Origin of the sequence: Sphaerisporangium siamense, from assembly GCF_014205275.1 — a bacterium.
Taxonomy (GTDB): Bacteria; Actinomycetota; Actinomycetes; order Streptosporangiales; family Streptosporangiaceae; genus Sphaerisporangium; species Sphaerisporangium siamense.
The window spans coordinates 5,987,388-6,010,317 of the sequence record NZ_JACHND010000001.1 but is presented as its reverse complement, the minus strand read 5'-3'; the positions used below and the strand labels follow the sequence as shown (position 1 = coordinate 6,010,317).

The 22,930-nt window shown below is 73.1% G+C and carries 18 protein-coding genes and 1 riboswitch; of the genes, 12 read left to right on the top strand and 6 right to left on the bottom strand.

The window, feature by feature from the left end; translation table 11 throughout:
- Window positions 1-53: 53 nt before the first annotated feature.
- A complete protein-coding gene (locus BJ982_RS27665) occupies window positions 54-1,649 on the bottom strand; it encodes a CocE/NonD family hydrolase (RefSeq protein ID WP_239122667.1) in 1,596 nt (531 codons plus the stop codon).
- Between the two features lie 327 nt (window positions 1,650-1,976).
- On the opposite strand from BJ982_RS27665, the gene BJ982_RS27660 reads away from it, so the two are divergent.
- The 3 genes from BJ982_RS27660 to thyX all read left to right on the top strand — a co-directional run bounded on the left by BJ982_RS27660 (window position 1,977) and on the right by thyX (window position 6,917).
- Window positions 1,977-4,109, top strand: a complete 2,133-nt coding sequence (locus BJ982_RS27660; protein ID WP_184884815.1) for an anthranilate synthase component I — start codon at window positions 1,977-1,979, stop codon at window positions 4,107-4,109.
- 92 nt (window positions 4,110-4,201) lie between these two features.
- Window positions 4,202-5,386: an amidohydrolase family protein gene (locus BJ982_RS27655; RefSeq protein WP_239122666.1), complete on the top strand. Its 1,185-nt coding sequence runs from the start codon at window positions 4,202-4,204 to the stop codon at window positions 5,384-5,386.
- Between the two features lie 67 nt (window positions 5,387-5,453).
- On the top strand, window positions 5,454-6,917 hold the full coding sequence (thyX, locus tag BJ982_RS27650) for an FAD-dependent thymidylate synthase (RefSeq protein WP_203958834.1): 1,464 nt from the start codon (window positions 5,454-5,456) through the stop codon (window positions 6,915-6,917).
- On the opposite strand, the gene BJ982_RS27645 is transcribed toward thyX, so the two are convergent.
- Together BJ982_RS27645 and BJ982_RS27640 are read right to left on the bottom strand one after the other, a co-directional pair.
- On the bottom strand, window positions 6,918-7,223 hold the full coding sequence (locus tag BJ982_RS27645; RefSeq protein ID WP_184617830.1) for a ubiquitin family protein: 306 nt from the start codon (window positions 7,221-7,223) through the stop codon (window positions 6,918-6,920).
- A gap of 298 nt (window positions 7,224-7,521) precedes the next feature.
- Window positions 7,522-8,640 (bottom strand): globin domain-containing protein, encoded by a 1,119-nt coding sequence (locus BJ982_RS27640; RefSeq protein WP_184884811.1) that lies wholly within the window; start codon window positions 8,638-8,640, stop codon window positions 7,522-7,524.
- A gap of 536 nt (window positions 8,641-9,176) precedes the next feature.
- On the opposite strand from BJ982_RS27640, the gene BJ982_RS27635 reads away from it, so the two are divergent.
- On the top strand, window positions 9,177-9,863 hold the full coding sequence (locus tag BJ982_RS27635) for a gamma-glutamyl-gamma-aminobutyrate hydrolase family protein (RefSeq protein WP_184884809.1): 687 nt from the start codon (window positions 9,177-9,179) through the stop codon (window positions 9,861-9,863).
- Between the two features lie 21 nt (window positions 9,864-9,884).
- On the opposite strand, the gene BJ982_RS27630 is transcribed toward BJ982_RS27635, so the two are convergent.
- Together BJ982_RS27630 and BJ982_RS27625 are read right to left on the bottom strand one after the other, a co-directional pair.
- Window positions 9,885-11,066 (bottom strand): acyl-CoA dehydrogenase family protein, encoded by a 1,182-nt coding sequence (locus BJ982_RS27630; protein ID WP_184884807.1) that lies wholly within the window; start codon window positions 11,064-11,066, stop codon window positions 9,885-9,887.
- Between the two features lie 83 nt (window positions 11,067-11,149).
- Entirely contained in the window at window positions 11,150-11,758 is a 609-nt protein-coding gene (locus BJ982_RS27625; RefSeq protein WP_184884805.1) for a class I SAM-dependent methyltransferase, read from the bottom strand.
- Window positions 11,759-11,924: 166 nt separating this feature from the next.
- Between BJ982_RS27625 and clsA the strand changes: the two genes are divergently transcribed.
- From clsA to BJ982_RS27585, 8 genes are all read left to right on the top strand, one after another.
- Window positions 11,925-12,503 (top strand): cardiolipin synthase ClsA, encoded by a 579-nt coding sequence (gene clsA, locus BJ982_RS27620; protein WP_239122665.1) that lies wholly within the window; start codon window positions 11,925-11,927, stop codon window positions 12,501-12,503.
- Window positions 12,504-12,599: 96 nt separating this feature from the next.
- Window positions 12,600-15,101: a mannose-1-phosphate guanyltransferase gene (locus BJ982_RS27615; RefSeq protein WP_184884802.1), complete on the top strand. Its 2,502-nt coding sequence runs from the start codon at window positions 12,600-12,602 to the stop codon at window positions 15,099-15,101.
- A 386-nt stretch (window positions 15,102-15,487) separates the two neighbouring features.
- Window positions 15,488-15,994, top strand: a complete 507-nt coding sequence (locus tag BJ982_RS27610) for an FHA domain-containing protein (RefSeq protein WP_184884800.1) — start codon at window positions 15,488-15,490, stop codon at window positions 15,992-15,994.
- A gap of 12 nt (window positions 15,995-16,006) precedes the next feature.
- Complete coding sequence (gene ftsR / locus BJ982_RS27605; protein WP_184884798.1) at window positions 16,007-16,684, top strand: transcriptional regulator FtsR; 678 nt, start codon at window positions 16,007-16,009, stop codon at window positions 16,682-16,684.
- Between the two features lie 131 nt (window positions 16,685-16,815).
- Window positions 16,816-17,286: a bifunctional nuclease family protein gene (locus tag BJ982_RS27600; protein WP_184617838.1), complete on the top strand. Its 471-nt coding sequence runs from the start codon at window positions 16,816-16,818 to the stop codon at window positions 17,284-17,286.
- Between the two features lie 155 nt (window positions 17,287-17,441).
- Entirely contained in the window at window positions 17,442-18,059 is a 618-nt protein-coding gene (locus BJ982_RS27595) for a MerR family transcriptional regulator (RefSeq protein ID WP_184884796.1), read from the top strand.
- A 190-nt stretch (window positions 18,060-18,249) separates the two neighbouring features.
- Window positions 18,250-18,375, top strand: a riboswitch (glycine riboswitch).
- A gap of 165 nt (window positions 18,376-18,540) precedes the next feature.
- Window positions 18,541-21,402: an aminomethyl-transferring glycine dehydrogenase gene (gene gcvP / locus BJ982_RS27590; protein ID WP_184884794.1), complete on the top strand. Its 2,862-nt coding sequence runs from the start codon at window positions 18,541-18,543 to the stop codon at window positions 21,400-21,402.
- Between the two features lie 115 nt (window positions 21,403-21,517).
- A complete protein-coding gene (locus BJ982_RS27585) occupies window positions 21,518-22,453 on the top strand; it encodes a hypothetical protein (RefSeq protein WP_184884792.1) in 936 nt (311 codons plus the stop codon).
- 67 nt (window positions 22,454-22,520) lie between these two features.
- On the opposite strand, the gene BJ982_RS27580 is transcribed toward BJ982_RS27585, so the two are convergent.
- Window positions 22,521-22,907: a hypothetical protein gene (locus tag BJ982_RS27580; protein WP_184884790.1), complete on the bottom strand. Its 387-nt coding sequence runs from the start codon at window positions 22,905-22,907 to the stop codon at window positions 22,521-22,523.
- Window positions 22,908-22,930 lie beyond the last annotated feature (23 nt).

Here is a 22,930-nt window from a genome sequence, read left to right as displayed (position 1 = left end):
GCTTCCCGCGGCCGGGGTGCCCGGACGGCGGTCGGTCGCCGGCATGCGGCCCGTCAGGCGCGGGCGTGGGGGAGGTACAGCGCGGAGGGGCGGGCGGGGTCGTGGAAGACCTCCTGGTCGGCGGGGACCGCCGTGCTTCCCGTGCCCAGGGGCTCGCCGGTGCCGAGGTTGCGCGCCAGCCGAGGGTAGGCCCCGCTGGCCACCTGGACGCGCACCCGGTGCCCCCGGCGGAAGCGGTGCGCGATCGGCCACAGGTCGACATCCACCCGCCGCACCCCCTCCTCGTCGGTGGGCGGGACGCCTGGGAGGAGCCGCCGCACGCCCTCGCACACGTTGAGCGAGGTCCCGTCCGCGTGGACGTCGCAGACGCGCACGACCAGGTCGGTGTAGGGGGTGCTGGAGCGCAGGTAGATCTCGGCGGTGACCGGGCCGATCAGGTCCAGGTCCTCGCGCAGCGCCTCGCCGGTGTAGACCAGCACGTCGGAGCGGGCCTCCAGGCGCCGGTTGTCGCGGGGCGCGGAGTTGCCGAGCAGGGTGGGGCCGCCGATGACGGGGGTGGGCCTGGCCGGATGGTAACGGTAGCGGTCCGGAGGGGAGTTCGCGGGCCCGGCCTCGCCCAGGCCGAAGCCCGGCTGCAGGTGCCAGCGCCGCCGCGTCATCCCCGGCACCGGCCAGTCCTCGTAGTCGCGCCACATGCCGGCCCCGGTGACGTACAGCCGCACGGGGCTGGCGCGCAGGCCCGAGGCGTCGCCGAGCAGGTGGGCGCGGAACCAGTGCAGCGCGTCCAGGTTGGCCAGGCGGCCGTGGCGCACGTCGGCGTGGTGCCAGGGCCCGATCGTCAGGTGGGGCCGCCGCCCGGCGGCCCGCATGGCCGCGTAGTCCTTGAGCTGCCAGGGCAGGAACACGTCGTACCAGCCGCCGGTCATGGTGACGGCGGCGTCGACCTCGCCGACGGTGGCCGAGAAGTCGCGCTTCTTCCAGAACGGCACGGCGGGGTCGGCGTGGTGGGTGAGCACCTCCTGGAAGAACGGCAGCGTGCGCCCGGCGGCCAGCAGGTCGAACTCGCCGACGGGCCGGCCCGACATCACCGCCCGCTGGGTGCGGCGCGGGGCGAACAGGACGGCGGCCCCGGCCAGCGGGCCGGACATCATCGCGGTCAGCGTGCTCCAGCTCAGCGTGGCCTCCAGCGCGAACGAGCCGCCCACGTAGGCGGCGTCGCGGAACTGGGAGGCGGTGACCTGGGTGGCCATGGCTTTGAGGTCGGGGCCGGCGTGGGGGGCGATGGCCCACTGGGCGTAGCCGAGGTAGCTCGGGCCGTGCATGGCGAAGCTTCCGCCGTACCACGGCTGGGCGCGCATCCATTCGACGGTGGCCAACCCGTCGTCCTGCTCGTCCAGGGGCGTGAGCTCGCCGCCGGAGCCGAACCCGCCCCGGCAGCTCTGCAGGATCACCTGGAAGCCGTGGCGGGCGAAGGCCCGGCCGTAGGCGAGCCCGAACAGGCCGCGCCGTCCGTACGGCGAGCGGATGAGGATGGCCGGGGGAGCGCTCACGCCGATCGGGATGTAGCGGTCGGCCAGCAGCACGACGCCGTCCGGCATGGGAACCGGCAGGTCCTTGTGCAGGACCACCCTGTGCGGGAACCGAGTCATGAGCGCTCCTCGTTCTAGCGGATTCATACCCCCGGTCGATGTGAGCCGTGCGTTACTCGCTGGTAACATGCTAGTGCTATTGTGCGCTGGACGCTGTGACGCAGGTCACTCCCGCAGGTGGCTCGCCCCGGCGCACCGCACGGAACAAGTGGCGCGCGGCCCGCCCGTGCCGCTAGCATTCGACCATGCGAAACAGCTCTTCCGTTCAGTGGTGGCGCCCCGCATAGGCGGCGCGTGTTTCGCATACCCACGGACAGGCCGCCCCGGGAGGCGGCCTTCTTCATGCCCGCCCGGGGCCAATCGAAGATCAAGAAGGGCGGGGCAAGGGTGGAAACGAGCGCATATACCACCGCCGGGGGCATCGAGGTCGAGGTGACGGCCGCCGACGTTCCGGAGTCGGTGCTGGAGGAGGTCGTCTCCTCCCTCGGCGAGCGGCGCGGCGGCGTGCTCTCCTCCGGCATGGAGTACCCCGGCCGCTACAGCCGGTGGCACCTCGCCTACGCCGACCCCGTGCTGGAGATCGTCGCCCGCGGGCGCGCCATCTCCGCCCGCGCGCTCAACGCCCGCGGCCGGGTCGTCATGCCCGCGGTGACCTCCTGCCTGCTGGCCGCGGGCAAGCCCACCGCCGAGCCGGGGCCCGACCACGTCGAGGTCCACATCGCCGAGAGCTCCGACATCCTCCCCGAAGAGATGCGCAGCCGCAGGCCCACCGTGTTCACCGCCATCCGCGAGGTCATCGCCGCCTTCGCCGGGCAGGACGAGCACCTCGGCCTGTACGGCGCCTTCGGCTACGACCTCGCCTTCCAGTTCGAGCCCATCCGCCGGTCGCTGGAACGCGCCCCCGACCAGCGCGACCTGGTCCTCCACCTGCCCGACCGCGTCGTCGTCATCGACCGCAAGCGCGAGACCAGCCGCGAGTACCGCTACGAGTTCACCGTCGACGGCGTCTCCACCCGCGGGCTCGGCCGCGACGGCGAGTCCGTCCCGCTGCCCGTTCCGCCCGCCGAGCTGCCCGCCGACCCCGTCCCCGGCGAGTACGCCGTCGTCGTCGAGGCCGCCAAGCAGAAGTTCCGCCGCGGCGACCTGTTCGAGGTCGTCCCCGGCCAGGTCTTCCACGCCCCCTGCGCCGACCCCGCGGGCTTCTACCGCCACCTGCGCCAGAGCAACCCCGCCCCCTACGAGTTCCTGTTCAACCTGGGCGAGGGCGAGCACCTGGTCGGCGCCTCGCCTGAGATGTACGTCCGGGTCCAGGGCGACCGTGTCGAGACCTGCCCCATCTCCGGCACCATCGCGCGCGGCGCCGACCCCGTCGAGGACGCCGAGGCCATCCGCACCCTGCTCAGCTCGGTCAAGGAAGAGTCCGAGCTCACCATGTGCACCGACGTCGACCGCAACGACAAGTCGCGGATCTGCGTCCCCGGCACGGTGCAGGTGATCGGACGCCGCCAGATCGAGCTGTACTCCCGCCTCATCCACACCGTCGACCACATCGAGGGCCGGCTGCGCCCCGGCTTCGACGCCCTGGACGCCTTCCTCACCCACATGTGGGCCGTCACCGTCACCGGCGCCCCCAAGACCTGGGCCATGCAGTTCATCGAGGACCACGAGGCCACCGCCCGCCGCTGGTACGGCGGCGCCGTCGGCTACCTCGGCTTCGACGGCTCCATGAACACCGGGCTCACCCTGCGCACCGCCCAGGTCCGCGACGGCGTGGCCGTGGTCAGGGCCGGCGCCACCCTGCTGTTCGACTCCGACCCCACCGCCGAGGAGCGCGAGACCGAGCTGAAGGCCAGCGCCCTGCTCGGCGCGCTCGCCGCCGTGGGCGACCCTCGGCACGAGACCGCCCCGGCCCCCGCCCCCGAACGTCCGGGCGAGGGCGTCAAGGTCCTGCTCGTCGACCACGAGGACTCCTTCGTCAACACCCTGGCCGACTACTTCCGCCGCCACGGCGCCGACGTCGTCACCCTGCGCCACGGCTTCCCGCTCACCATGCTCGACGAGATCGGCCCCGGCCTGGTCGTGCTCTCGCCCGGCCCCGGCTGGCCCAGCGACTTCGGCACCACGGCCCTGCTGGACGCCCTCTACGAGCGCCGGCTGCCCGTCTTCGGCGTCTGCCTCGGCCTGCAGGCCATGGTCGAGCACGCCGGCGGCGAGCTGTCCCTGCTCGGCCACCCCGAGCACGGCAAGCGCGGCCGGGTCGCCCGCACGGGCGACAGCGTCCTGCTGGAGGGCCTGCCCGAGGAGTTCACCGCCGCCCGCTACCACTCCCTGCACGCCAAGCGCCCCGGCGTCAAGGGGTTCACCGTCACCGCCGAGACCCCCGACGGCGCCGTCATGGCCCTGGAGGACACCGCCGCCCGCCGCTTCGCCGTCCAGTTCCACCCCGAGTCGATCCTCACCGTCGAGGGCGGCGCCGGCGCCAAGATCATCGCCAACGTGCTCCGGCTGTCCCGGAGTTGAGTAAAGCCCGGGAAGAAGGCGCGCCCGGCGGCCCCGCGCGGCCGTAGAGTCCTCGCGCGGCGGGCGGGCGCCCGGGAACGGGGGAAGGGCAGATGGAACCGGCGGGCATGGCCGGCGCGGTGCCGTCCACCCTTCCCGACCCCGTCAGGCAGGCCCTGCTGGCCCCCCTGGTGGACCACCACTGCCACGGCGTGCGCGGCGGCGCGCTGTCCCGCGCGGCGTACGAGAGGCTCATCGCCGGGGCCGGCGCGCCGCCGGCCCCGGGCACCACCCACTTCGACACCCCGGCCGGCACCGCGGTCCGCCGCTGGTGCGCCCCCGTGCTCGGCCTGGAGCCGCACGCGCCGCCCGCCGTCTACCTCGCCCGCCGCGCCGAGCTCGGCGCCGAGGAGGTCAACAGGCGGCTCCTGCGCGCGGCCGGCGTCGTGGCGTTCCTGGTGGACGCCGACGGGGCGGACACGCCGGACCAGACCCTGAGCGCCGCCGAGATGGGACGCCTCGGCGGGGCCGCCGCCGACGAGATCCTCCGCCTGGAGACCGTCGAGGAGGAGGTCGCCCGCGAGGACCCGGCCGCCGCCGCGTACGCCCGCCTCCTGGAGGAGCGCCTCGCCGCCCGCGCCGGCGGCGCCGTCGCACTGAAGTCCGCCGTCCCCGGCCGCCGCGGCCTCGCCGTCGACCCCGCCCGCCCCGCCCGCGCCGCGGTCGTCGCCGCCGCGGGCAGGCGGCTCGCCGCCCCCAAGGAGCCCCTCGACGACCCCGTCCTGCTGCGCCACCTGCTCTGGACCGCGGCGGCCGTCGCCCGCGAGCACGGCCTGCCCCTGCAGATCCACACCGGCTACGGCGCCCCCGGGGACCGGGGTCGCGACTCCGGGTACGGCGGACGCGACCCCGCGCTCGCGGCGGGCCTGGCCGAGGCGCTGCACCCGGCCGGGGTGCCGCTGGTCCTGCTGAACTGCCACCCCTACCACCGGCACGCCGCCCACCTGACCGCGGTGTTCCCCCACGTCTACCTGGACCTGGCCCCGCCCGGCCCCGCCGCCGGCCCGGCCTGCCCGGTCGGCGAGCTGCTGGACCTGGTGCCGTACCACAAGATGCTGTTCGGCTCGCACGGCCGCGGTCTCGCCGAGACCTGCCACCTCGGCGCGCTCCACTTCCGCCGCGCTCTCGCGCGTGCGCTCGCCGCCCGGCTGGAGCGGGGGGAGTGGGACGCCGCCGGCGCCGCCCGCGTCGCGCGCATGATCGGGTCGGACAACGCCCGCCGCGTCTACCGCCTCTGAACGCGCCCTACCGGGCTCAAGTACGATGGCCGCGGCCATCGACGGGCGGACGAGGGGAGCCTTTGGCGTGGAATTCGTGAGCGACGTGACCGTGGAGCTGGTCCGGCACAGCGCCGCCGACTCCGACGTGGTGTGGGCCGCCCGGGTCTCCACCGCGGGGGAGCAGTCCCTGGAGGCCCTCCACCAGGATCCCGAGCGCTCCAAGGGCTTGATCAACTTCCTCATGCGCGACCGCCACGGCAGCCCCTTCGAGCACAACTCGATGACCTTCTTCATCAGCGCCCCGATCCTCGTCTTCCGCGAGTTCCACCGCCACCGCGTCGGCTGGTGCCTGCCAGGGGACGCGCGGATTCCCGTCGGAACGCTGAAGAACGGTGTGAACAAGAAGATCAAGGACATCTACGCGGACTGGCACGAGGGCGTCCGTGACTCGGTGGGGCGTGTGCGCAAGCTGCCCTCATGCCGGTATCTGAGCACGCGGACCGTCAACTTGGAGACGGGTCTCGTCGAATGGACTCGGATGGTCGATGTCTTCAAGAGCGGGGTGAAGCCGATCTTGAAGCTCACGACGGCTCAGGGGAAGGTCCTGCGGTGCTCGCCGGATCATGCGCTTCTCTCCCAAGGGACGTGGGTCAAGGCGAAGGACCTTGCGCCCGGCGATCTGATCTCGGCTCAAGCGACCGTGCCGGTGGGCGAGTTCACCGGTGTGCCGCGCCGATTGCGCGAAGGGATCCAGTTCTGGACCACACGGATGAAGCCGCAGATCGTTGGTGCGATCGACGTCTGCCACGTATGCGGTGGTGTCTTCGATTTCGCCGACCTTGAGGTGGATCATGTGGTCCCCGTGAGCCGACAGCTCAAGCTGGCGCTCGACGAGGACAATCTCGCTCCCATCTGCGCTTCGTGTCACGAGGTCAAGTCCGGCCGGGAGGCGTGGGAAGTGGAGCGCCGGCCGTCCAGGCTGGGCATCCGCGACGAGAAGATCGTGTCGGTCGTGGCGGACGGAGAGGAAGAGACGTACGACATCTCCATGCCCGGTCCATGGCACAACTTCATCGCCGACGGCATCGTGGTCCATAACTCCTACAACGAGGAAAGCGGTAGATATCGGGAGCTTCAGCCGGTTTTCTACGTGCCGGGGCGGGAGCGGAAGCTCGTGCAGCAGGGGAAGCCCGGGCGGTACGACTTCGTGGCGGGGGACCACGAGCAGTACAAGCTCGTGACCGAGGCCATGGAGGACTCCTACCGCCACTCCTACGAGGCCTACCAGGAGATGCTGAAGGCCGGCGTCGCCCGCGAGGTGGCCCGCGCGGTGCTGCCGGTCGGCCTGTTCTCCTCCATGTACGCCACCTGCAACGCCCGCTCGCTGATGCACTTCCTGTCGCTGCGCACCAAGGACGAGCGGGCCACGGTGCCCTCGTTCCCGCAGCGCGAGATCGAGATGGTCGCCGAGAAGATGGAGGCGCTCTGGGCGGGGCTGATGCCCCTCACCCACGCGGCCTTCAACGCCTCGGGCCGGGTCGCCCCCTGATCACAGCGCCGGCAGCACGTACACCTCGGCCCCGGGGGGCAGGGCGCAGGCCAGCCCGCCGAGGCGCCGGGCGTTCTCGCCGCAGACGAACATGCTGATGTGGCGGCGGATGCCGCCGTGCTCGTCGCACAGGCGTTTCTCCAGCATGGGGTGGGTGCGGCGCAGGGTGTGCAGGGCGGCGCCGAGGGTCGGGTGGCCCTGGTCGGAGTCCGCCACGGCGAACACGCGCACCTCGGTCGCCCCGCTGCCCCAGTGGCCGAGCACACTGGGCAGCACGAACGTCACGAGCGTGACCGGCTTGGCCATGGGAGTCAGCGCGCCGCCGGCGCGGCGAGGGGGGCCTGAAAGGCGGGGGGAGAGGGCCGCCTGGGGTCGGCGGCGGGCATGCCCTGCATGATGGCCCTTCCTTTCGCGGTGCCGGGCCGCGTGGCGTCGTCGCCGTCCCCCGTCACGGCGCGGCGCGGCCCGGCCGATATGTCGGCCGCTGCGCGCGGATCGGCATCATCGTGTCACGTCGCCGGGGCTCCCGCCGGGCTCCCGGCGATTTGGTAGGCAGATCGCCCGGATCGTCCTCCGATATCTGGTTGCCCGCCCCCGGCGGCGCTCACGGGTCGCGGACCGGATCCCGGTGGATGCGCGAGGGGGGCACGCCGTCGTCCTCCAGCAGCCGCACGGTCTCGCTGACCATGGCGGGCGGGCCGCACACGTACACCTCGTGCTCGGTCCAGGAGTGGAACCGGCGCACGGCGCCGGGGAGCGTGCCGCGCATGCCGTCGTAGGCGGGCTCGGCCGACACCACGGGCACGACCCGCAGCCAGGGGTACTCGGCCTCCATGCGGATGAGGTCGCCGAGGTCGTACAGCTCGGCGGCGGTGCGGGCGCCGAAGAGCAGGTGGATGTTGGGGCGCCGGCCGGAGGCGATGACGTGCTCGATGACGGCCTTGAGCGGGGCGAGGCCGGTGCCGCCCGCCACGCACAGCACGTTACGGGGGTTGTCGCCGCCGGGCGGCGCCATCGTGCCGACGGGCGGCCCGAGCAGGAGGGCGTCGCCGACGCGGGTGCGCGAGACCAGGGTGGTGCTGACCCAGCCGCCGGGGACGGCGCGCACGTGCAGCCGCAGGGTGTTGTCGCGGCGGGGGGCGTTGGCGATGGAGTAGGTGCGCCAGACCCTCGGCCAGCGGCTGGTCTGCACGTTGACGTACTGGCCCGGGGTGAAGGGGAACGGCGCGCCGGGGCGCAGCGTGAGGACGGCCACGCCGGGGGCGCGGGTCTCGTGGTCGACGACCTCGGCCGTCCACCAGGCGGGGGAGGTCCCGGCGTCGGCCTCGGCGGCCTCGATCATCATGTTGGCCGCGGCGGTGTAGGCGGCGGCCCAGGCGGCCTCGACCTCGGGGGTGAAGCCGTCTCCGGCGAAGCGCCGGATCGTGGCCAGCAGGGCGTTGCCCACGGCGGTGTAGTGTTCGGCGATCACGCCGTACTTGCGGTGGTCCCTGCCGAGTTGCCCGAGGTAGCAGCGCAGGCCGTCAAGGCTGTCCAGGCTCCAGACGACGCGGGTGAGCGCGCCGAACAGGCGGTCCCGCTGGACGTCCATGGCGGGCGGGAAGAGCCCCCGCAGATGGGGGCTCTCGGCGAACAGCCGTCCGTAGAAGTACGCGACGGCCTTGCCCATGACGGGCTCGATCTCCGAGAAGCTTTCCTTGACGAGACGCGGATTCAACGACATCTATCGACGCCACCCTAATAGACCGGAATCACGCTCCGGTCTTGTCGTGCCACCTCCTGACGGGTCCGGGTCGGTGAGCGTCCGGCGGCCCCGGCTCGGCCGATCGCTCGAAATGGAGTCTTCCATTCCGTCATGAGCGTCACAACCGTTTCACCACAAGGTGACGGGAAAGCGAACTGTTCGTAATTGGGCATTGATTCTCCGTAATGGCGGATCGGGACGGCGAAAAAACAGCCCGGGAAAACGAGAGTCGCATTCGTCTTCGCCGTGGCCATTCACGCGGCCACGCGTCGCGGTCGTGAGAAATCGTGAATCCGTTTCTGGTCCGTCCGCTCCTGCGGCGGCGCCGCGCCGGGCGCGCGGGGACCGGTGATGGTGATGTGACGGGTGGGGCTGCTGAGGCCGGTGAGACGGGACTGATACCCGGGATACGCGACATACCGGAAATGTTCTGCGCCATGATGGGGTCTGCCACCGCTACTGGGCTGGGTGCCGCCGCAGGGCGGCACTACCGTGCGCGAGCCCCTGGAGAACGCATGCCCCGACCGCTTATCGGTATCACCACATATTTCGACGCCGCCCGCTGGGGCACCTGGGTCCGCGAGGCCGCGATCTCGCCCCCCGCCTACGCGAAGGCCGTGGACAAGGCGGGAGGCGCGCCCGTGCTGATCCCCCCGCTGAGCCTCGGAGCCGTCGACGGCTACGTGCGCGGCCTGCAGGGGCTGATCCTGGCCGGCGGCGTGGAGGTCGACCCCGCGCTCTACGGCGAGCAGTGGGACGAGCGGGTGGAGGAGCCGCAGCCGCGCCGCGACCGGTTCGAGACGGCCCTGGCCAACGCCGCCATCGAGGCCGGCGTCCCGGTCCTCGGCGTGGCGCGCGGCATGCACGTGCTGAACGTCGCCCTCGGCGGCTCGCTGATCCGGTGGCTGCCCGAGGCCGTGCACCACGACCGGCACGGCCAGACGGCGCCGCACGTCATCCAGGTCAGCGTGTCCAGCAAGGTCGGCAAGGCGATCGGCGACCACATCGAGGTCGCCACCCCCCACCACCAGGCCGTGCGGCGGCTCGGCGCCGGGCTGATCGCCATCGCCTGGGCCGACGACCAGATCGTCGAGGGCGTGGAGCTGCAGGGCCACCGGTTCTGCGTCGGCGTCCAGTGGCACCCCGAGCGCGGCGACGACAACCGCCTGGTGAACGCGCTGGTGGAGGCCGCCCTCGCCTGACGGCGGGGCGGCGTCCGCCGCTCAGAAGCCGCGCGGCAGCCCCAGGACCTGGGTGGCCAGGTAGTTGAGGAGCAGTTCCTCGGTGACCGGCGCCACCTTGCCGATCCTGGCGTCCGCGAGCAGCCGCGCCACCGGGTACTCCAGCGAGAACGCCATCCCGCCGTGGGTCTGGAAGGCGTGGTCGGCGGCCTCCCAGGCCGCCTGCGAGGCGGCGAGCTTGGCGATGTTGGCCTCGGTCGCGCAGGGCAGCCCCTGGTCGAACAGCCAGGCCGCCTTGTAGAGCATCAGCCGCGCCAGCTCGATCTGGGCCTTCACCCGCGCCAGCGGGAAGGCGATCGCCTGGTTGGCGCCGATCGGGCGGCCGAAGACCTCCCGCTCCTTGGCGTAGGACACCGCGACCCGCAGCGCCACCTCCGCGCCGCCGAGCGCGCTCGCGCCGAGCAGGATCCGCTCGGGGTTGAGGATGTCCCACAGCACGGCCGCCCCCTGGTCCACCTCCCCGAGCACGTCACGCTCCGGCACCCGCAGGTCGTCGAGGAAGACCATGTTCGACGGGGTGGTGTTGGCGCCCATCTTCGGGATCGGCCGGTAGGTCAGGTGTCCGCGCGCCACCGCGTCGGGCACGTTCACCAGGAACACGGTGAGCCCGTGGGTGCGCGGCCTGGCCTCGGCCGCCGGGACGGTCCTGGCCACCAGCAGCATCCAGGCGGCCCGCTGGACCCCGGTGATCCAGACCTTCTGCCCGTTGATCACGAACTCGCCGCCGTCGCGCCGCGCGAACGTCGAGATCGCCAGCGAGTTGGACCCGGCGTCGGGCTCGGTGAGCGCGAAGCACGTCTCGACCTCGCCGTCCGCCATGCCCGGCAGCAGCGCGGCGCGCTGCGCGGCCGAGCCGTGACGCGCGACGGTCAGCGCGCCGAACCCCGGGGTGAGCACGTAGGTGAACGCCGACCCGCCCGCCGCCCCCGAGGCCGCGAGCGTCTCGGTGGCCACGGCCAGCTCCAGCAGTCCCTGCCCGCCGCCGCCGTACTCCTCCGGCACCGCCAGGCCCAGCCAGCCGCCCTTGGCCAGGTCCGCCCAGACCTCCTCGGGCCAGCGCTTCCCGGCCTCGCACCGCTGCCAGTAGTCCATGTCGTAGCGCGCGCACACGGCCGCGACGCCCCGCCTTACCGCCTCGGCGCCGTCCGGAAGCGTGAAGTCCACGGCGATCTCTCCGTAACTCTCTGGTCCCCTGGGACCCGTCGGGGGCGCCATGGTAGAACGGCGCCCGCCCCGCGGGCGAGGGGTCAGCCGCGCGGCCGCCTGGCGTGGTAGACGAACGCGGGCGGCAGGTTGCCCCACACCGTGCGGCCCGCCACGACCTCCTCGAACGTCTCCAGCAGCCGGCGGCGGAACCGCACGGCCGGCGGCAGCGCGCGGGCGTGCACGTAGGCGAAGGTCGTGAACGCCCCGCCCTTCACCAGCACGTCGCTGATCGCCCCGAGCAGCCGGTCCTGCAGCGCGCCGGGGAAGGCCGCCCACGGCAGCCCGCTGACCACCGCGTCGGCGTGGTCCAGGCCGTGCTCGGCCAGCAGCCGGGGCAGTTCGGCCGCGTCGGCGACCACGACCGTCGCCCCCGGGTGGCGCCGGGCCAGCCGCGCGGCCAGCAACGGGTTGATCTCGACGGCCAGATGGCGGCCCCGTCCCGCCAGGCGGCGCTGGATCTCGCCGGTGAACACGCCCGTGCCCGGGCCGAGCTCGACGATCACCGGGTCGCCGCGCTCGGGCACCGGCGCCGACACCACACGCGCCAGGCGCAGGGAGCTCGGCGCCACCGCGCCCGTCGTGGTGGGTGAGCGCACGAACTGCCGGAAGAACAGGGCGGTGTCATTGGCGTCCTCGACGTCATCGGCCATGCCTCCGACCCTAGAGAACCCCGGGGGGTGCTCGCTTCCCCCGATCGGCCGATCTCGTCGGGGGTCCCGCCTCGCCCCTGGGAAGGAGGGGCCGTCCCCGCCCCGCCACCCCGCGCCCGGCCCCGGGTAGGGTCGGCAGCAGGTTCGGCGGGAGGGGAGCTAACCGGTGAGATCGGCCGAGGACCGCGTCTGGACGGTTCCGAACGTGCTGAGCATGCTGCGGCTGCTCGGCGTGCCGGTGTTCCTGTGGCTCGTGCTCGGGCCGAAGGCCGACGGCTGGGCCCTGGCGCTGCTCATGGCGGCGGGCCTGTCGGACTGGCTCGACGGCAAGCTCGCCCGCGCCTTCAACCAGACCAGCAGGCTCGGCCGGCTGCTCGACCCGCTGGCCGACCGGCTCTACATCCTGGCCACGCTGATCGGCCTGACCGCGCGCGAGGTCATCCCGTGGTGGCTGACCGCGCTCCTGCTCGGCAGGGACCTCGTGCTGCTGCTCGGCGTGCCCGTCCTGCGCCGGCACGGCCTGGGCTCGGCCCTGCCGGTCCACTTCCTCGGCAAGGCGGCGACGGCCGGCCTGCTGTACGCCTTCCCGCTGCTGTTCCTGGCCTCCCACGCCGGCTGGTACGCCGACGCCGCCCGGATCATGGGATGGGCCTTCGCCATCTGGGGAACAGGTCTGTATTGGTGGGCGGGGGCGCTGTACGTGGTTCAGGGACGCCGGCTCATCGAGGAGGCGGGCCGGGCATGATCGCACCGGGTGGCCCGCCCGCGCGGCATCTCACCGCGATCATCCGCGTCGGCGCGGCCGCGTGCCCACCGTGACGCTACCTCCGGAGGGTGATTCGTGAAGGCCGTGGTGATGGCGGGCGGAGAGGGGACTCGGCTGCGGCCGATGACCGCCAACCAACCCAAACCCCTGCTTCCCGTGGTGAACCGGCCGATCATGGAGCACGTGCTGCGCCTGCTCAAGCGGCACGGGTTCACCGAGACCGTCGTGACCGTGCAGTTCCTGGCCGCGCTCGTCCGCAACTACTTCGGCGACGGCGACGAGCTCGGCATGAGCCTGCACTACGCCACCGAGGAGATCCCGCTCGGCACCGCGGGCAGCGTCAAGAACGCCGCCGACAAGCTGCGCGACGAGCGCTTCCTGGTGATCTCCGGCGACGCCCTGACCGACATCGACCTCACCGACATGATCAGGTTCCACGAGCGCAACGGCGCCCTGGTGACCATCGGCCTCAAGCGGGTGCCGAACCCGCTGGAGTTCGGCATCATCATCGTGGACGAGCAGGGCCGGGTGCAGCGCTTCCTGGAGAAGCCCACCTGGGGCCAGGTCTTCTCCGACACCGTCAACACCGGCGTCTACATCATGGAGCCCGAGGTCCTGGACGAGGTCGCCGCCGGCACGCCGGTCGACTGGTCGGGCGACGTCTTCCCCAAGCTCCTGGCCCGCGGCGCGCCGCTGTACGGCTACGTCGCGGCCGGGTACTGGGAGGACGTCGGCACCCACGAGAGCTACCTCAAGGCCCAGGCCGACGCCCTGTCCGGGCGGGTGCGGCTGGACGCCGACGGCTTCGAGATGTCGCCGGGCGTGTGGGTGGCCGAGGGCGCCTCGGTGGACCCTGACGCCATCCTCAAGGGCCCGCTGTACATCGGCGGGTACGCCAAGGTGGAGGCCGGCGCCGAGCTGCGCGAGTACACCGTCCTCGGCGACAACGTGGTGGTCAAGGAAGGGGCGTTCCTGCACCGCGCCGTCGTCCACGACAACGTCTACATCGGCCCGAGCGCCCACCTGCGCGGCTGCGTCATCGGCAAGAACACCGACATCATGACCGGCGCCCGGATCGAGGAGAACGCCGTCGTCGGCGACGAGTGCGTGATCGAGGCCGAGGCGTACGTCTCCTCCGGCGTGAAGATCTACCCGTTCAAGACCATCGAGGCGGGCGCGGTCGTCAACACCAGCGTGATCTGGGAGTCGCGCGGCCAGCGCAGTCTGTTCGGCCCGCGCGGGGTCTCGGGCCTGGTCAACGTCGAGATCACCCCGGAGCTGTGCGTGCGCCTGGCCAGCGCCTACGCCACCACCCTGAAGAAGGGCGCCTCGGTCATCACCTCGCGCGACGCCTCCCGCGCCGCCCGCGCGTTCAAGCGCGCCGTGATCAGCGCGCTCAACGCCGGGGCGATCAACGTGCTGGACCTGGAGGCCGCGCCCCTGCCCGTCGCGCGCTTCCACACCTCCAACGAGAGCGCCTCGGGCGGCATCGCCCTGCGCACCACCCCGGGCGACCCGCAGAGCGTCGACATCGTCTTCATGGACGAGAACGGCGCCGACCTGTCGCAGAACGCCCAGCGCAAACTGGAGCGGGTCTTCTCCCGCCAGGAGTTCCGGCGCGCCTTCCCCGGCGAGATCGCCGAGCTGAGCTTCCCGGCCAGGGCCGTGGAGGACTACACCCGCGAACTGCTGCGCTGGGTGGACATGTCGGGCGTCAGGGACGCCGAGATGAAGGTCGTGGTCGACTGCGCCGGCGGCACCTCCGCCCTGGTGCTGCCCAGCCTGCTCGGCCGGGTCGGGGTGGACGTCCTCACGGTCAACAACCGCCTGGACGAGTTCTCGCCGACCGAGACCCTGGCCGAGCGGCGCAGGGACCTGCAGCGGCTCGCCGAGCTCGTCGGCTCCTCGCGGGCCGCCTTCGGGGTCCGCTTCGACCCGGTCGGCGAGCGCATCTCCCTGGTGGACGAGATGGGCCAGCTCATCAGCGAGGAGCGCGCCCAGCTCGTCGTGCTGGACCTGGTGGCGGCCGAGCGGCGCGGCGGCCGGGTGGCCCTGCCCGTGACCACCACGCGCGTCGCCGAGCAGGTGTGCCGCTTCCACGGCGCCCAGGTGCAGTGGACCTCCACGGCCCTGGACGCCCTCACCTCCGCCGCCGCCGACCCCGAGCTGATCTTCGCCGCGGACGGGCGCGGCGGCTTCATCGTCCCGGAGTTCGCCCCCACCGTGGACGGCCTGGCCGCGTTCCTGCGCCTGCTCGGCCTCGTGGCCCGCACGCGGCTCTCCCTCAGCCAGATCGACGCGCGCATCCCCCAGGCCAAGATGCTCAAGCGCACCGTCCCGACCCCGTGGGCGGCCAAGGGGGCCGTCATGCGCTCGGTCGTGGAGGCCGCCGACGGCCACCGCTTGGACACCACCGACGGCGTGCGGGTGATCGAGGAGGACGGCGGGTGGGCGCTCATCCTGCCCGACCCCTCCGAGGCCGTCACCCACCTGTGGGCCGAGGGAGACGACCTGGACGTCGCCCAGGCCCTCCTGGAGCGCTGGGCCCGCGTGGTCGAGCACGCGGTCGGCACCTGACCCCGCGGTCGGGGGGCGATCCGCCGCGAAACCGTCGTTTCCGGTCACATTCGAACGGCGCGGCGCATGGACCACAGGGCGGCGCGGGCGGTAGCTTTGGACCGGCGTGGCGAGCCGGGCAGGAGTGAGGAAGGGGCGAAGCGGAACATCGTGGACGCGGCGCGCACGGCGAGCGCCGTCAGGAGCACCGCCAGCCCCCCGTAGCGAGAGCCCGAGCGAGCCCCACTAGTATGTCCGAATCCGCGAGCATGCCCTCATCTTGACCTTTGCGACTCATCAGCGTATGTTGCGGCATTCGCAGTCTGACACCATGAGAAGCGAAGACCCGAGGCACGCCGCCCAGAGCACCGTCGCCGCGACTTCGCGGTAGGAGGCCGAGCCGATCGATGCCGAGCGTCTACTGCACGCAGTGCGGCAATGCCAACCCTGAGGACGCCCGTTTCTGCTCACGCTGCGGGTCGCCGCTGAGCCGTCCCGAGAGCACGCCGGTGGGGGACACCACCTCCACGATCTCCCTCAGCGGGATCGAGGCGATGGACTCGGAGACGACGGGGCAGACGCTCCTACCCGATCGCGCGGCCGTCGACCAGCTGCCTCCGGGCACGGCGCTGCTGGTCGTGATGCGCGGGCCGAACGCCGGGAGCCGCTTCCTCCTCGACAGCGATCTCACCACCGCGGGCCGCCACCCCGAGAGCGACATCTTCCTCGACGACGTGACGGTGTCGCGCCGTCACGCCGAGTTCTACCGGCGCGGCGACTACTTCACCGCCCGCGACGTCGGCAGCCTCAACGGCACCTACGTCAACCGGGAGCGCATCGAGGAGCACCCCCTGACCGGCGGTGACGAAGTCCAGATCGGCAAGTTCCGGCTGGTGTTCCTCACGCGTGGGTGAGGTGGGACGGTGATGAGCGCGCAGGCCGCCCGGGCGTTCATGAGCATCGGGGAGGTCCTGGAGATCCTCCGGGCGGACTTCCCCGACGTCACCGTCTCCAAGATCCGCTTTCTGGAGGGCGAGGGGCTCATCGAGCCCCAGCGCTCGCCCTCGGGGTACCGCAAGTTCACCCACGCCGACGTCGAGCGCCTGCGCTACATCCTCACCGCCCAGCGTGACCGCTACCTGCCGCTGCGCGTCATCAAGGACCATCTGATGACCGCCGACCCGCAGGACGCGCCGCTCGGCGGCCCGCGCCCCGTCGGCGACCCTCCCGCGCCCGAGGTCAGGCTGACCCGCCCCGACCTGCTGGAGGCCACGGGCCTGGACGAGGAGACCCTCGCCGAGTTGGAGGACTACGGGCTGGTCACCCCGGTCGCCCGCTGGTACGACGCCGAGGCTTTGACCGTCGCCAGGGCCTGCGGCGCGCTCGCCCGCTTCGGCCTGCACCCCCGCCACCTGCGGGCGCTGCGGGCCGCCGCCGAGCGCGAGGCCGGCCTCGTCGAGCAGGCCGTCGCGCCCCTCATGCGCCGCCGCGCCCCCGGCGCCGCCGGCCAGGCCGAGGAGACCGCCCGCGAGATCTCCGGACTGCTCCAGGAACTGCGCACCGCCCTGGTGAGGACCGGTCTGCGGGGCATTCTCGGCCGGTGACGGAGCCGCCCGGACATTTCGGGGTGGGAGGATGTTACGTTGAATTTTGCGGCGATGGTCACGCCGCGAGCTGAGAGCCGTAAGGGAGCAGGCCCGGAGCGGGCCGGTGACCCAATGGGACGGAGCCGCGTGTGTTGCAGATGGAGGTCGTGGGGGTCCGCGTGGAGATGCCCACCAACCAGCCCATCGTCCTTCTGAAGGAGGCGAAGGGTGAGCGATATCTGCCGATCTGGATTGGCATGACCGAGGCCACGGCCATCGCGTTGGCACAGGCCGAGGAGCCGCCTCCGCGGCCGCTCACCCACGACTTGTTCAAGGACGTGATCGAAGCCCTCGGCGTGCGGTTGCAGGCGGTCAACATCGTGGCGCTGCGCGACGGGATCTTCTTCGCCGACCTGGTGTTCTCCAACGGGGTCGAGGTGAGCGCACGCCCCTCGGACTCGATCGCGCTCGCGCTGCGCACCGGCACGAGCATCTTCGCCAGCGAGGACGTGGTGCGCGAGGCCGGCGTCATCATCCCCGACGACCAGGAGGACGAGGTCGAGAAGTTCCGCGAGTTCCTGGACACGATCACCCCGGAGGACTTCGGCCGTGCGGGTTAGCCCAGTGCGCCATATCGGGCATTTACGCTTCACGACGCGCCGGGTGGGATCGTTGACTGAGCATCGCACCGGTCCTACGGTGCAAGGGAAACCACGGTTGTAATTCACGAACCCCCAGATCAGGCCGTGGGATGAGAGAAAGCCGGAGGTCCGCAGTGGCGGTCAGCAGCGGCGAGGGAAAGACGGCCGGCCAGCACGATCCGGCCCAGCGCCGGTCGGCGCGGGAACGCGCGGGAGAGCAGGGCCTGCTGTTCGACGAGCGGCCGGCGTCGCTGCCCGCCGACGTGGGATACCGCGGCCCGACGGCCTGCTCGGCGGCCGGCATCACCTACCGGCAGCTCGACTACTGGGCCAGGACCCAGCTCGTCGAGCCGTCGGTGCGGCCGGCCCATGGCTCGGGCTCGCAGCGGCTCTACAGCTTCCGCGACATCCTCGTGCTCAAGGTGGTCAAGCGCCTCCTCGACACCGGGGTGTCGCTCCAGCAGATCCGCACCGCGGTCCACCACCTGCGCGAGCGCGGGGTCAACGACCTGGCGCAGATCACGCTGATGAGCGACGGCGTGAGCGTCTACGAGTGCACCTCGGCCGACGAGGTCATCGACCTGCTGGAAGGCGGCCAGGGCGTGTTCGGCATCGCCCTCGGCGGCGTCTGGCGCGAGGTCGAGGGCACCCTGGCGGAGCTGCCGGGGGAACGCGTGGAGCCGGCCGCCACCGCGGAGGACCACCCGGGTGACGAGCTGGCTCGGCGCAGGAAGGCCCGCAGGACGGGCTGACCGGCTGCCGTCCCCCCGGCCGGAACCGGCGGGGGATCGGCGGCGACCGGCAGGGACGGTCCCCGGGTTCGCGGGGTCGCGGTGTGGGGCCGCGTACGGCGAACCCGGCGCCCGCGCGCGCCCGCGTGGCGGGGCGGTACTGGGGTAGCCTCCCGGCCGGGACGGGCGGGTACAGTTGGTTCAAGGCTTACGACCCCGCGCGGGAGAGACCCGAGGGCACGAGCAGGCGCCGCGGCCGCGGCGCCGGCCCGCTGGCCCGGGCGCCGAAGGAGCAACCTCCCCGGAATCTCTCAGGCCCACGTACCGCGCGGACGAGGCGACTCTGGAAAGCAGGCATGCCCGCCAGGCGTGCCTCACCGACGGTGCAAGCCCCCCGCGGGGGGTGAAGCTCTCAGGTCGTGGCACCCGCCGCGCTGACAGAGGGGGAGACGGCACACGAGCGCGCCACGCGCCCGGTCTCTACCCCTTCAGGAGGGCACCCATGACCGATCGGTCACCGCTTCGCGACCTGTCCGCACCGCCCTTCGCCACGCGGCACATCGGCCCCTCCGACGACGAGCAGGCGCGCATGCTGCAGGCCGTCGGCTACGCCTCCGTCGCCGACCTGGTCGCCGTCGCCGTGCCCGGCATGATCCGCGCCGAGGGCCCGCTGCACCTGCCCCTGGCGGCGAGCGAGACCGAGGCCATCGCCGAGCTGCGCGCCCTGGCCGCCCGCAACCGCGTGCTCACCACCATGATCGGCCTGGGCTACCACGACACGATCACCCCGGCCGTCATCCGGCGCAACCTGCTGGAGAACCCCGGCTGGTACACCGCCTACACCCCCTACCAGCCCGAGATCTCCCAGGGCCGCCTGGAGGCCCTGCTCAACTTCCAGACCGTGATCGCCGACCTCACCGGCCTGGACGTCGCCGGCGCCTCCCTGCTGGACGAGGCCACCGCCGCCGCCGAGGCGATGACGCTGGCCCGCCGCGCGGGCCGCGCCAAGAGCCCGGTGTTCGTCGTGGACGCCGACGCGCTCCCGCAGACCAAGGCCGTGCTCGCCACCCGCGCCGAGCCTCTCGGCATCGAGCTGGCCGAGGCCGACCTGTCCGAGGGGCTGCCCGAGGGCGAGCTGTTCGGCGTCCTGGTCCAGTACCCGGGCGCGAGCGGCCGGCTCAAGGACTTCCGCGCCCTGGCCGCGGAGGCGCACGCCCGCGGCGCGCTGGTGGTCGCCGCCGCCGACCTGCTGGCCCTCACCCTGGTGGAGTCGCCCGGCCTCCTCGGCGCCGACATCGCCGTGGGCTCCTCCCAGCGCTTCGGCGTCCCGCTCGGCTTCGGCGGCCCGCACGCCGCCTACATGTCCGTCCGCGAGGGCCTGCAGCGGCAGATGCCCGGACGCCTGGTCGGGGTCTCCCAGGACGCCGACGGCCGCCCCGCCTACCGCCTGGCCCTGCAGACCCGCGAGCAGCACATCCGCCGGGAGAAGGCCACCAGCAACATCTGCACCGCCCAGGTCCTGCTCGCCGTCATCGCCGGCATGTACGCCGTCTACCACGGCCCCGAGGGGCTCAGGCGCATCGCCCAGCGCGTCCACCGGCACGCGGCCGTCCTGGCCGCCGGGCTGCGCGGCGCGGGCGTCGAGGTCGTCCACGAGGCGTTCTTCGACACGGTGCTGGCCCGGGTGCCCGGCCGGGCCGGCGAGGTAGTGGCCGCCGCCCGCGCCCGCGGGATCAACCTGCGCCAGATGGACGCCGACCACGTGGGCGTCGCCTGCGACGAGACCACCACCGGCGGCCACCTGGCCGCGGTCTGGGAGGCCTTCGGCCTGGAGGGCGTCGTCCTGGAGGACGTGGACACCGCCGCCTCCGACGCGCTGCCCGCCGAGCTGCTGCGCTCCACCGAGTACCTGGCCCACCCGGTGTTCCGCGCGCACCGCTCCGAGACCGCGCTGCTGCGCTACCTGCGCCGGCTCCAGGACAAGGACATCGCGCTGGACCGGTCGATGATCCCGCTCGGCTCGTGCACGATGAAGCTCAACGCCACCACCGAGATGGAGCCGATCACCTGGCCCGAGCTGGCCGGCCTGCACCCCTACGCGCCCGCCGACCAGACCGAGGGCTACCTCGCGCTCATCGGCGACCTGGAGCGCTGGCTGGCCGAGGTCACCGGCTACGACGCGGTCTCGCTGCAGCCCAACGCCGGCTCCCAGGGCGAGTTCGCCGGCCTGCTGGCCATCCGCGCCTACCACCGCGACAACGGCGACCTCGAGCGCGACGTGTGCCTCATCCCGTCCTCGGCGCACGGCACCAACGCCGCCAGCGCCGTCATGGCCGGCATGCGGGTGGTCGTGGTGGCCTGCGACGACCAGGGCAACGTGGACCTCGCCGACCTCGACGCCAAGATCGGCAAGCACCGCGACCGGCTCGCCGCGATCATGGTGACCTACCCCTCCACGCACGGCGTGTACGAGGAGACGATCACCGCGATCTGCGCGCGCGTCCACGAGGCCGGCGGCCAGGTCTACGTCGACGGGGCCAACCTCAACGCCCTGGTCGGGCTGGCCAAGCCCGGCGAGTTCGGCGCCGACGTCTCCCACCTGAACCTGCACAAGACCTTCTGCATCCCGCACGGCGGCGGCGGCCCCGGCGTCGGCCCGGTCGCGGTGCGCGCCCACCTGGCGGCCTACCTGCCCGGCCACCCGCTGCGGGACGGCGGGCCGGTCGGGCCGGTCTCGGCGGCGCCGTACGGCTCGGCGGGCATCCTGCCCATCTCGTGGGCCTACGTGCGCATGATGGGCGGCGAGGGCCTCACGGCGGCCACAGAGCAGGCCATCCTGTCGGCCAACTACCTGGCGCGCCGGCTCGCTCCCCATTACCCGGTGCTCTACACCGGCCGCGAGGGCCTGGTGGCGCACGAGTGCATCGTGGACCTGCGCCAGATCACCAAGGAGACCGGCGTCACCGTCGACGACGTCGCCAAGCGCCTGATCGACTACGGCTTCCACGCGCCGACCATGTCCTTCCCGGTGGCGGGCACCCTGATGATCGAGCCCACCGAGAGCGAGGACCTGGCCGAGCTGGACCGCTTCTGCGACGCCATGATCGCGATCAGGTGCGAGATCGCCAAGGTGGCCTCCGGCGCCTACGACCGCGCCGACAACCCCCTGCGGGGCGCCCCGCACACCGCCGACTGCCTGGTGGCCGACGACTGGAAGCACCCCTACACGCGCACCGAGGCGGCCTACCCCGTCCCGGCGCTGCGCGAGGGCAAGTACTGGTCGCCGGTCCGCCGCATCGACCAGGCCTACGGCGACCGCAACCTGGTGTGCTCCTGCCCCCCGCTGGAGGCCTACGAGGACTGACGTACGCCGCCCCGGAGGCCGTCCCGATCGGCATAATATGTCGCGCGCGACGGCGCCTTCCGCGTCGCGAGACCCGCGGTTCCCCCCACTCCCCCCACGCGGAGAAGAGGTCTTGATGGCGGCGCACGAGGTGGACTCCGGCCGGCGGATCGACGACGCGCGGCGGCTCGCCGAGAACGGCGAGCTGGACGCGGCGGCCGAGATCTTCGCCGAACTGGCCGCCGACGACGGCGGGGCCGACCGCGCCCAGGCCGCCGTCGGCCTGGCCGTGGTGCTGGAGCGGCGCGGCGACGTCGCCGGGTCCAGGGCCGCGGCCCGCACGGCCCTGGCCACCGGCCACCCGGAGTACGCCGCCCAGGCGGCCTGCCTGCTGGCCCGCGGGTTCGAGGAGGAGGACCTCGGCGACCAGGCGCGCGCCGCCTGGCAGGCGGTGATCGGCCTCGGGACCCCGGCCTACCTGCCCGCGGCCCACATGGCGCTGGCGCGCATCGCCGAGCGGCAGGGCGACGAATCGGCGGCCGAGGCGGCGTTGCGGGCGGCGCTGGCCACCGGCGACCCCGTGGTGGGCTCCCGGGCCGCCCAGCTCCTGGCCGGGCGGCTGCTGGAGGACGGCGCGGCGGGGGAGGCCGCCGACGTGGCCGCCGAGGCGCTGCAGGTGCCGGACGCCGCCGAGCAGGGGCGGCTGCGCGTGCTGCTCGGCATGGCCCACCTGGACCTGGCGTGCGGCGAGTTCGCCTCCGCCGCCGAGGAGGCCGGCGACCCCGACGGCACGGCGCTGGCGATCGAGCTGCTGGCCCGCGTGCTCCCGCTGCGCGGCAGGGACGCCGACGCCGCCACGGTGTGGGACTACGGCCTCGGCCACCCCGACGAGGAGGTCGCGGCCCAGGTGCGCCTGCGCCGGGCCCGCGACGACGCGGCCTTCGCCGACGACGCCCCGGACGGCGAGTACTTACCGGACGAGGGCGAGGACGAGGCGGGGGAGCGGTACACGGCCGGGGACGGCGCGGCGGCCGGCGGCGCGACCCCGGGCGGCGGGCACACCACCGGCTGAGCGGCCCCAGGCGCCCGCAGAGGCCCTTCCCGGACCAGAGTTCAGCCCGGGGGCCCCTCGCGCCGGGTCAGCGGCCCTTGCGGCGGCCCAGGGCGGCGGCGATGTTGACGAGAACGATGCCCGTCCAGGCCAGGAACAGCCCCCCGGGCCCGGCGCCGGCCGCGGCGATCGCCGTGAGCGGGACGCCGATGCCCAGCGATCCGAGCGCGATCGGCAGCGAGGGGTCGACCCGCTGCGAGGGGGGATTGCCCGGCGCGGGCTGCGGGCCGCCGTAGGGCGGGGCGTAGCCGTCGGGATGCCCGTTCTGGGCGGCCACCGCCGCGCGCACCCGGGTATCGAGCGTGGTGTCCAGTTTGTCGAGGAACGACTCGATCAGCGCGTTCTCGTAGTCGGGCCCGAGATCGCGCCTGGCCTCGACGGTCGCCCGCAGCTCATCGCGTGGATTATCCGGCACCGCCCTAATCTGTCACGCACCTC

Excerpts from the sequence above, each read along its gene's own strand:
- BJ982_RS27665 (WP_239122667.1), bottom strand. The coding sequence starts at position 1,649 with ATGACTCGGTTCCCGCACAGGGTGGTCCTGCACAAGGACCTGCCGGTT.
- BJ982_RS27655 (WP_239122666.1), top strand. The coding sequence starts at position 4,202 with ATGGAACCGGCGGGCATGGCCGGCGCGGTGCCGTCCACCCTTCCCGAC.
- BJ982_RS27645 (WP_184617830.1), bottom strand. The coding sequence starts at position 7,223 with ATGGCCAAGCCGGTCACGCTCGTGACGTTCGTGCTGCCCAGTGTGCTC.
- BJ982_RS27640 (WP_184884811.1), bottom strand. The coding sequence starts at position 8,640 with ATGTCGTTGAATCCGCGTCTCGTCAAGGAAAGCTTCTCGGAGATCGAG.
- BJ982_RS27635 (WP_184884809.1), top strand. The coding sequence starts at position 9,177 with ATGCCCCGACCGCTTATCGGTATCACCACATATTTCGACGCCGCCCGC.
- BJ982_RS27625 (WP_184884805.1), bottom strand. The coding sequence starts at position 11,758 with ATGGCCGATGACGTCGAGGACGCCAATGACACCGCCCTGTTCTTCCGG.
- BJ982_RS27610 (WP_184884800.1), top strand. The coding sequence starts at position 15,488 with ATGCCGAGCGTCTACTGCACGCAGTGCGGCAATGCCAACCCTGAGGAC.
- ftsR (WP_184884798.1), top strand. The coding sequence starts at position 16,007 with ATGAGCGCGCAGGCCGCCCGGGCGTTCATGAGCATCGGGGAGGTCCTG.
- gcvP (WP_184884794.1), top strand. The coding sequence starts at position 18,541 with ATGACCGATCGGTCACCGCTTCGCGACCTGTCCGCACCGCCCTTCGCC.
- BJ982_RS27585 (WP_184884792.1), top strand. The coding sequence starts at position 21,518 with ATGGCGGCGCACGAGGTGGACTCCGGCCGGCGGATCGACGACGCGCGG.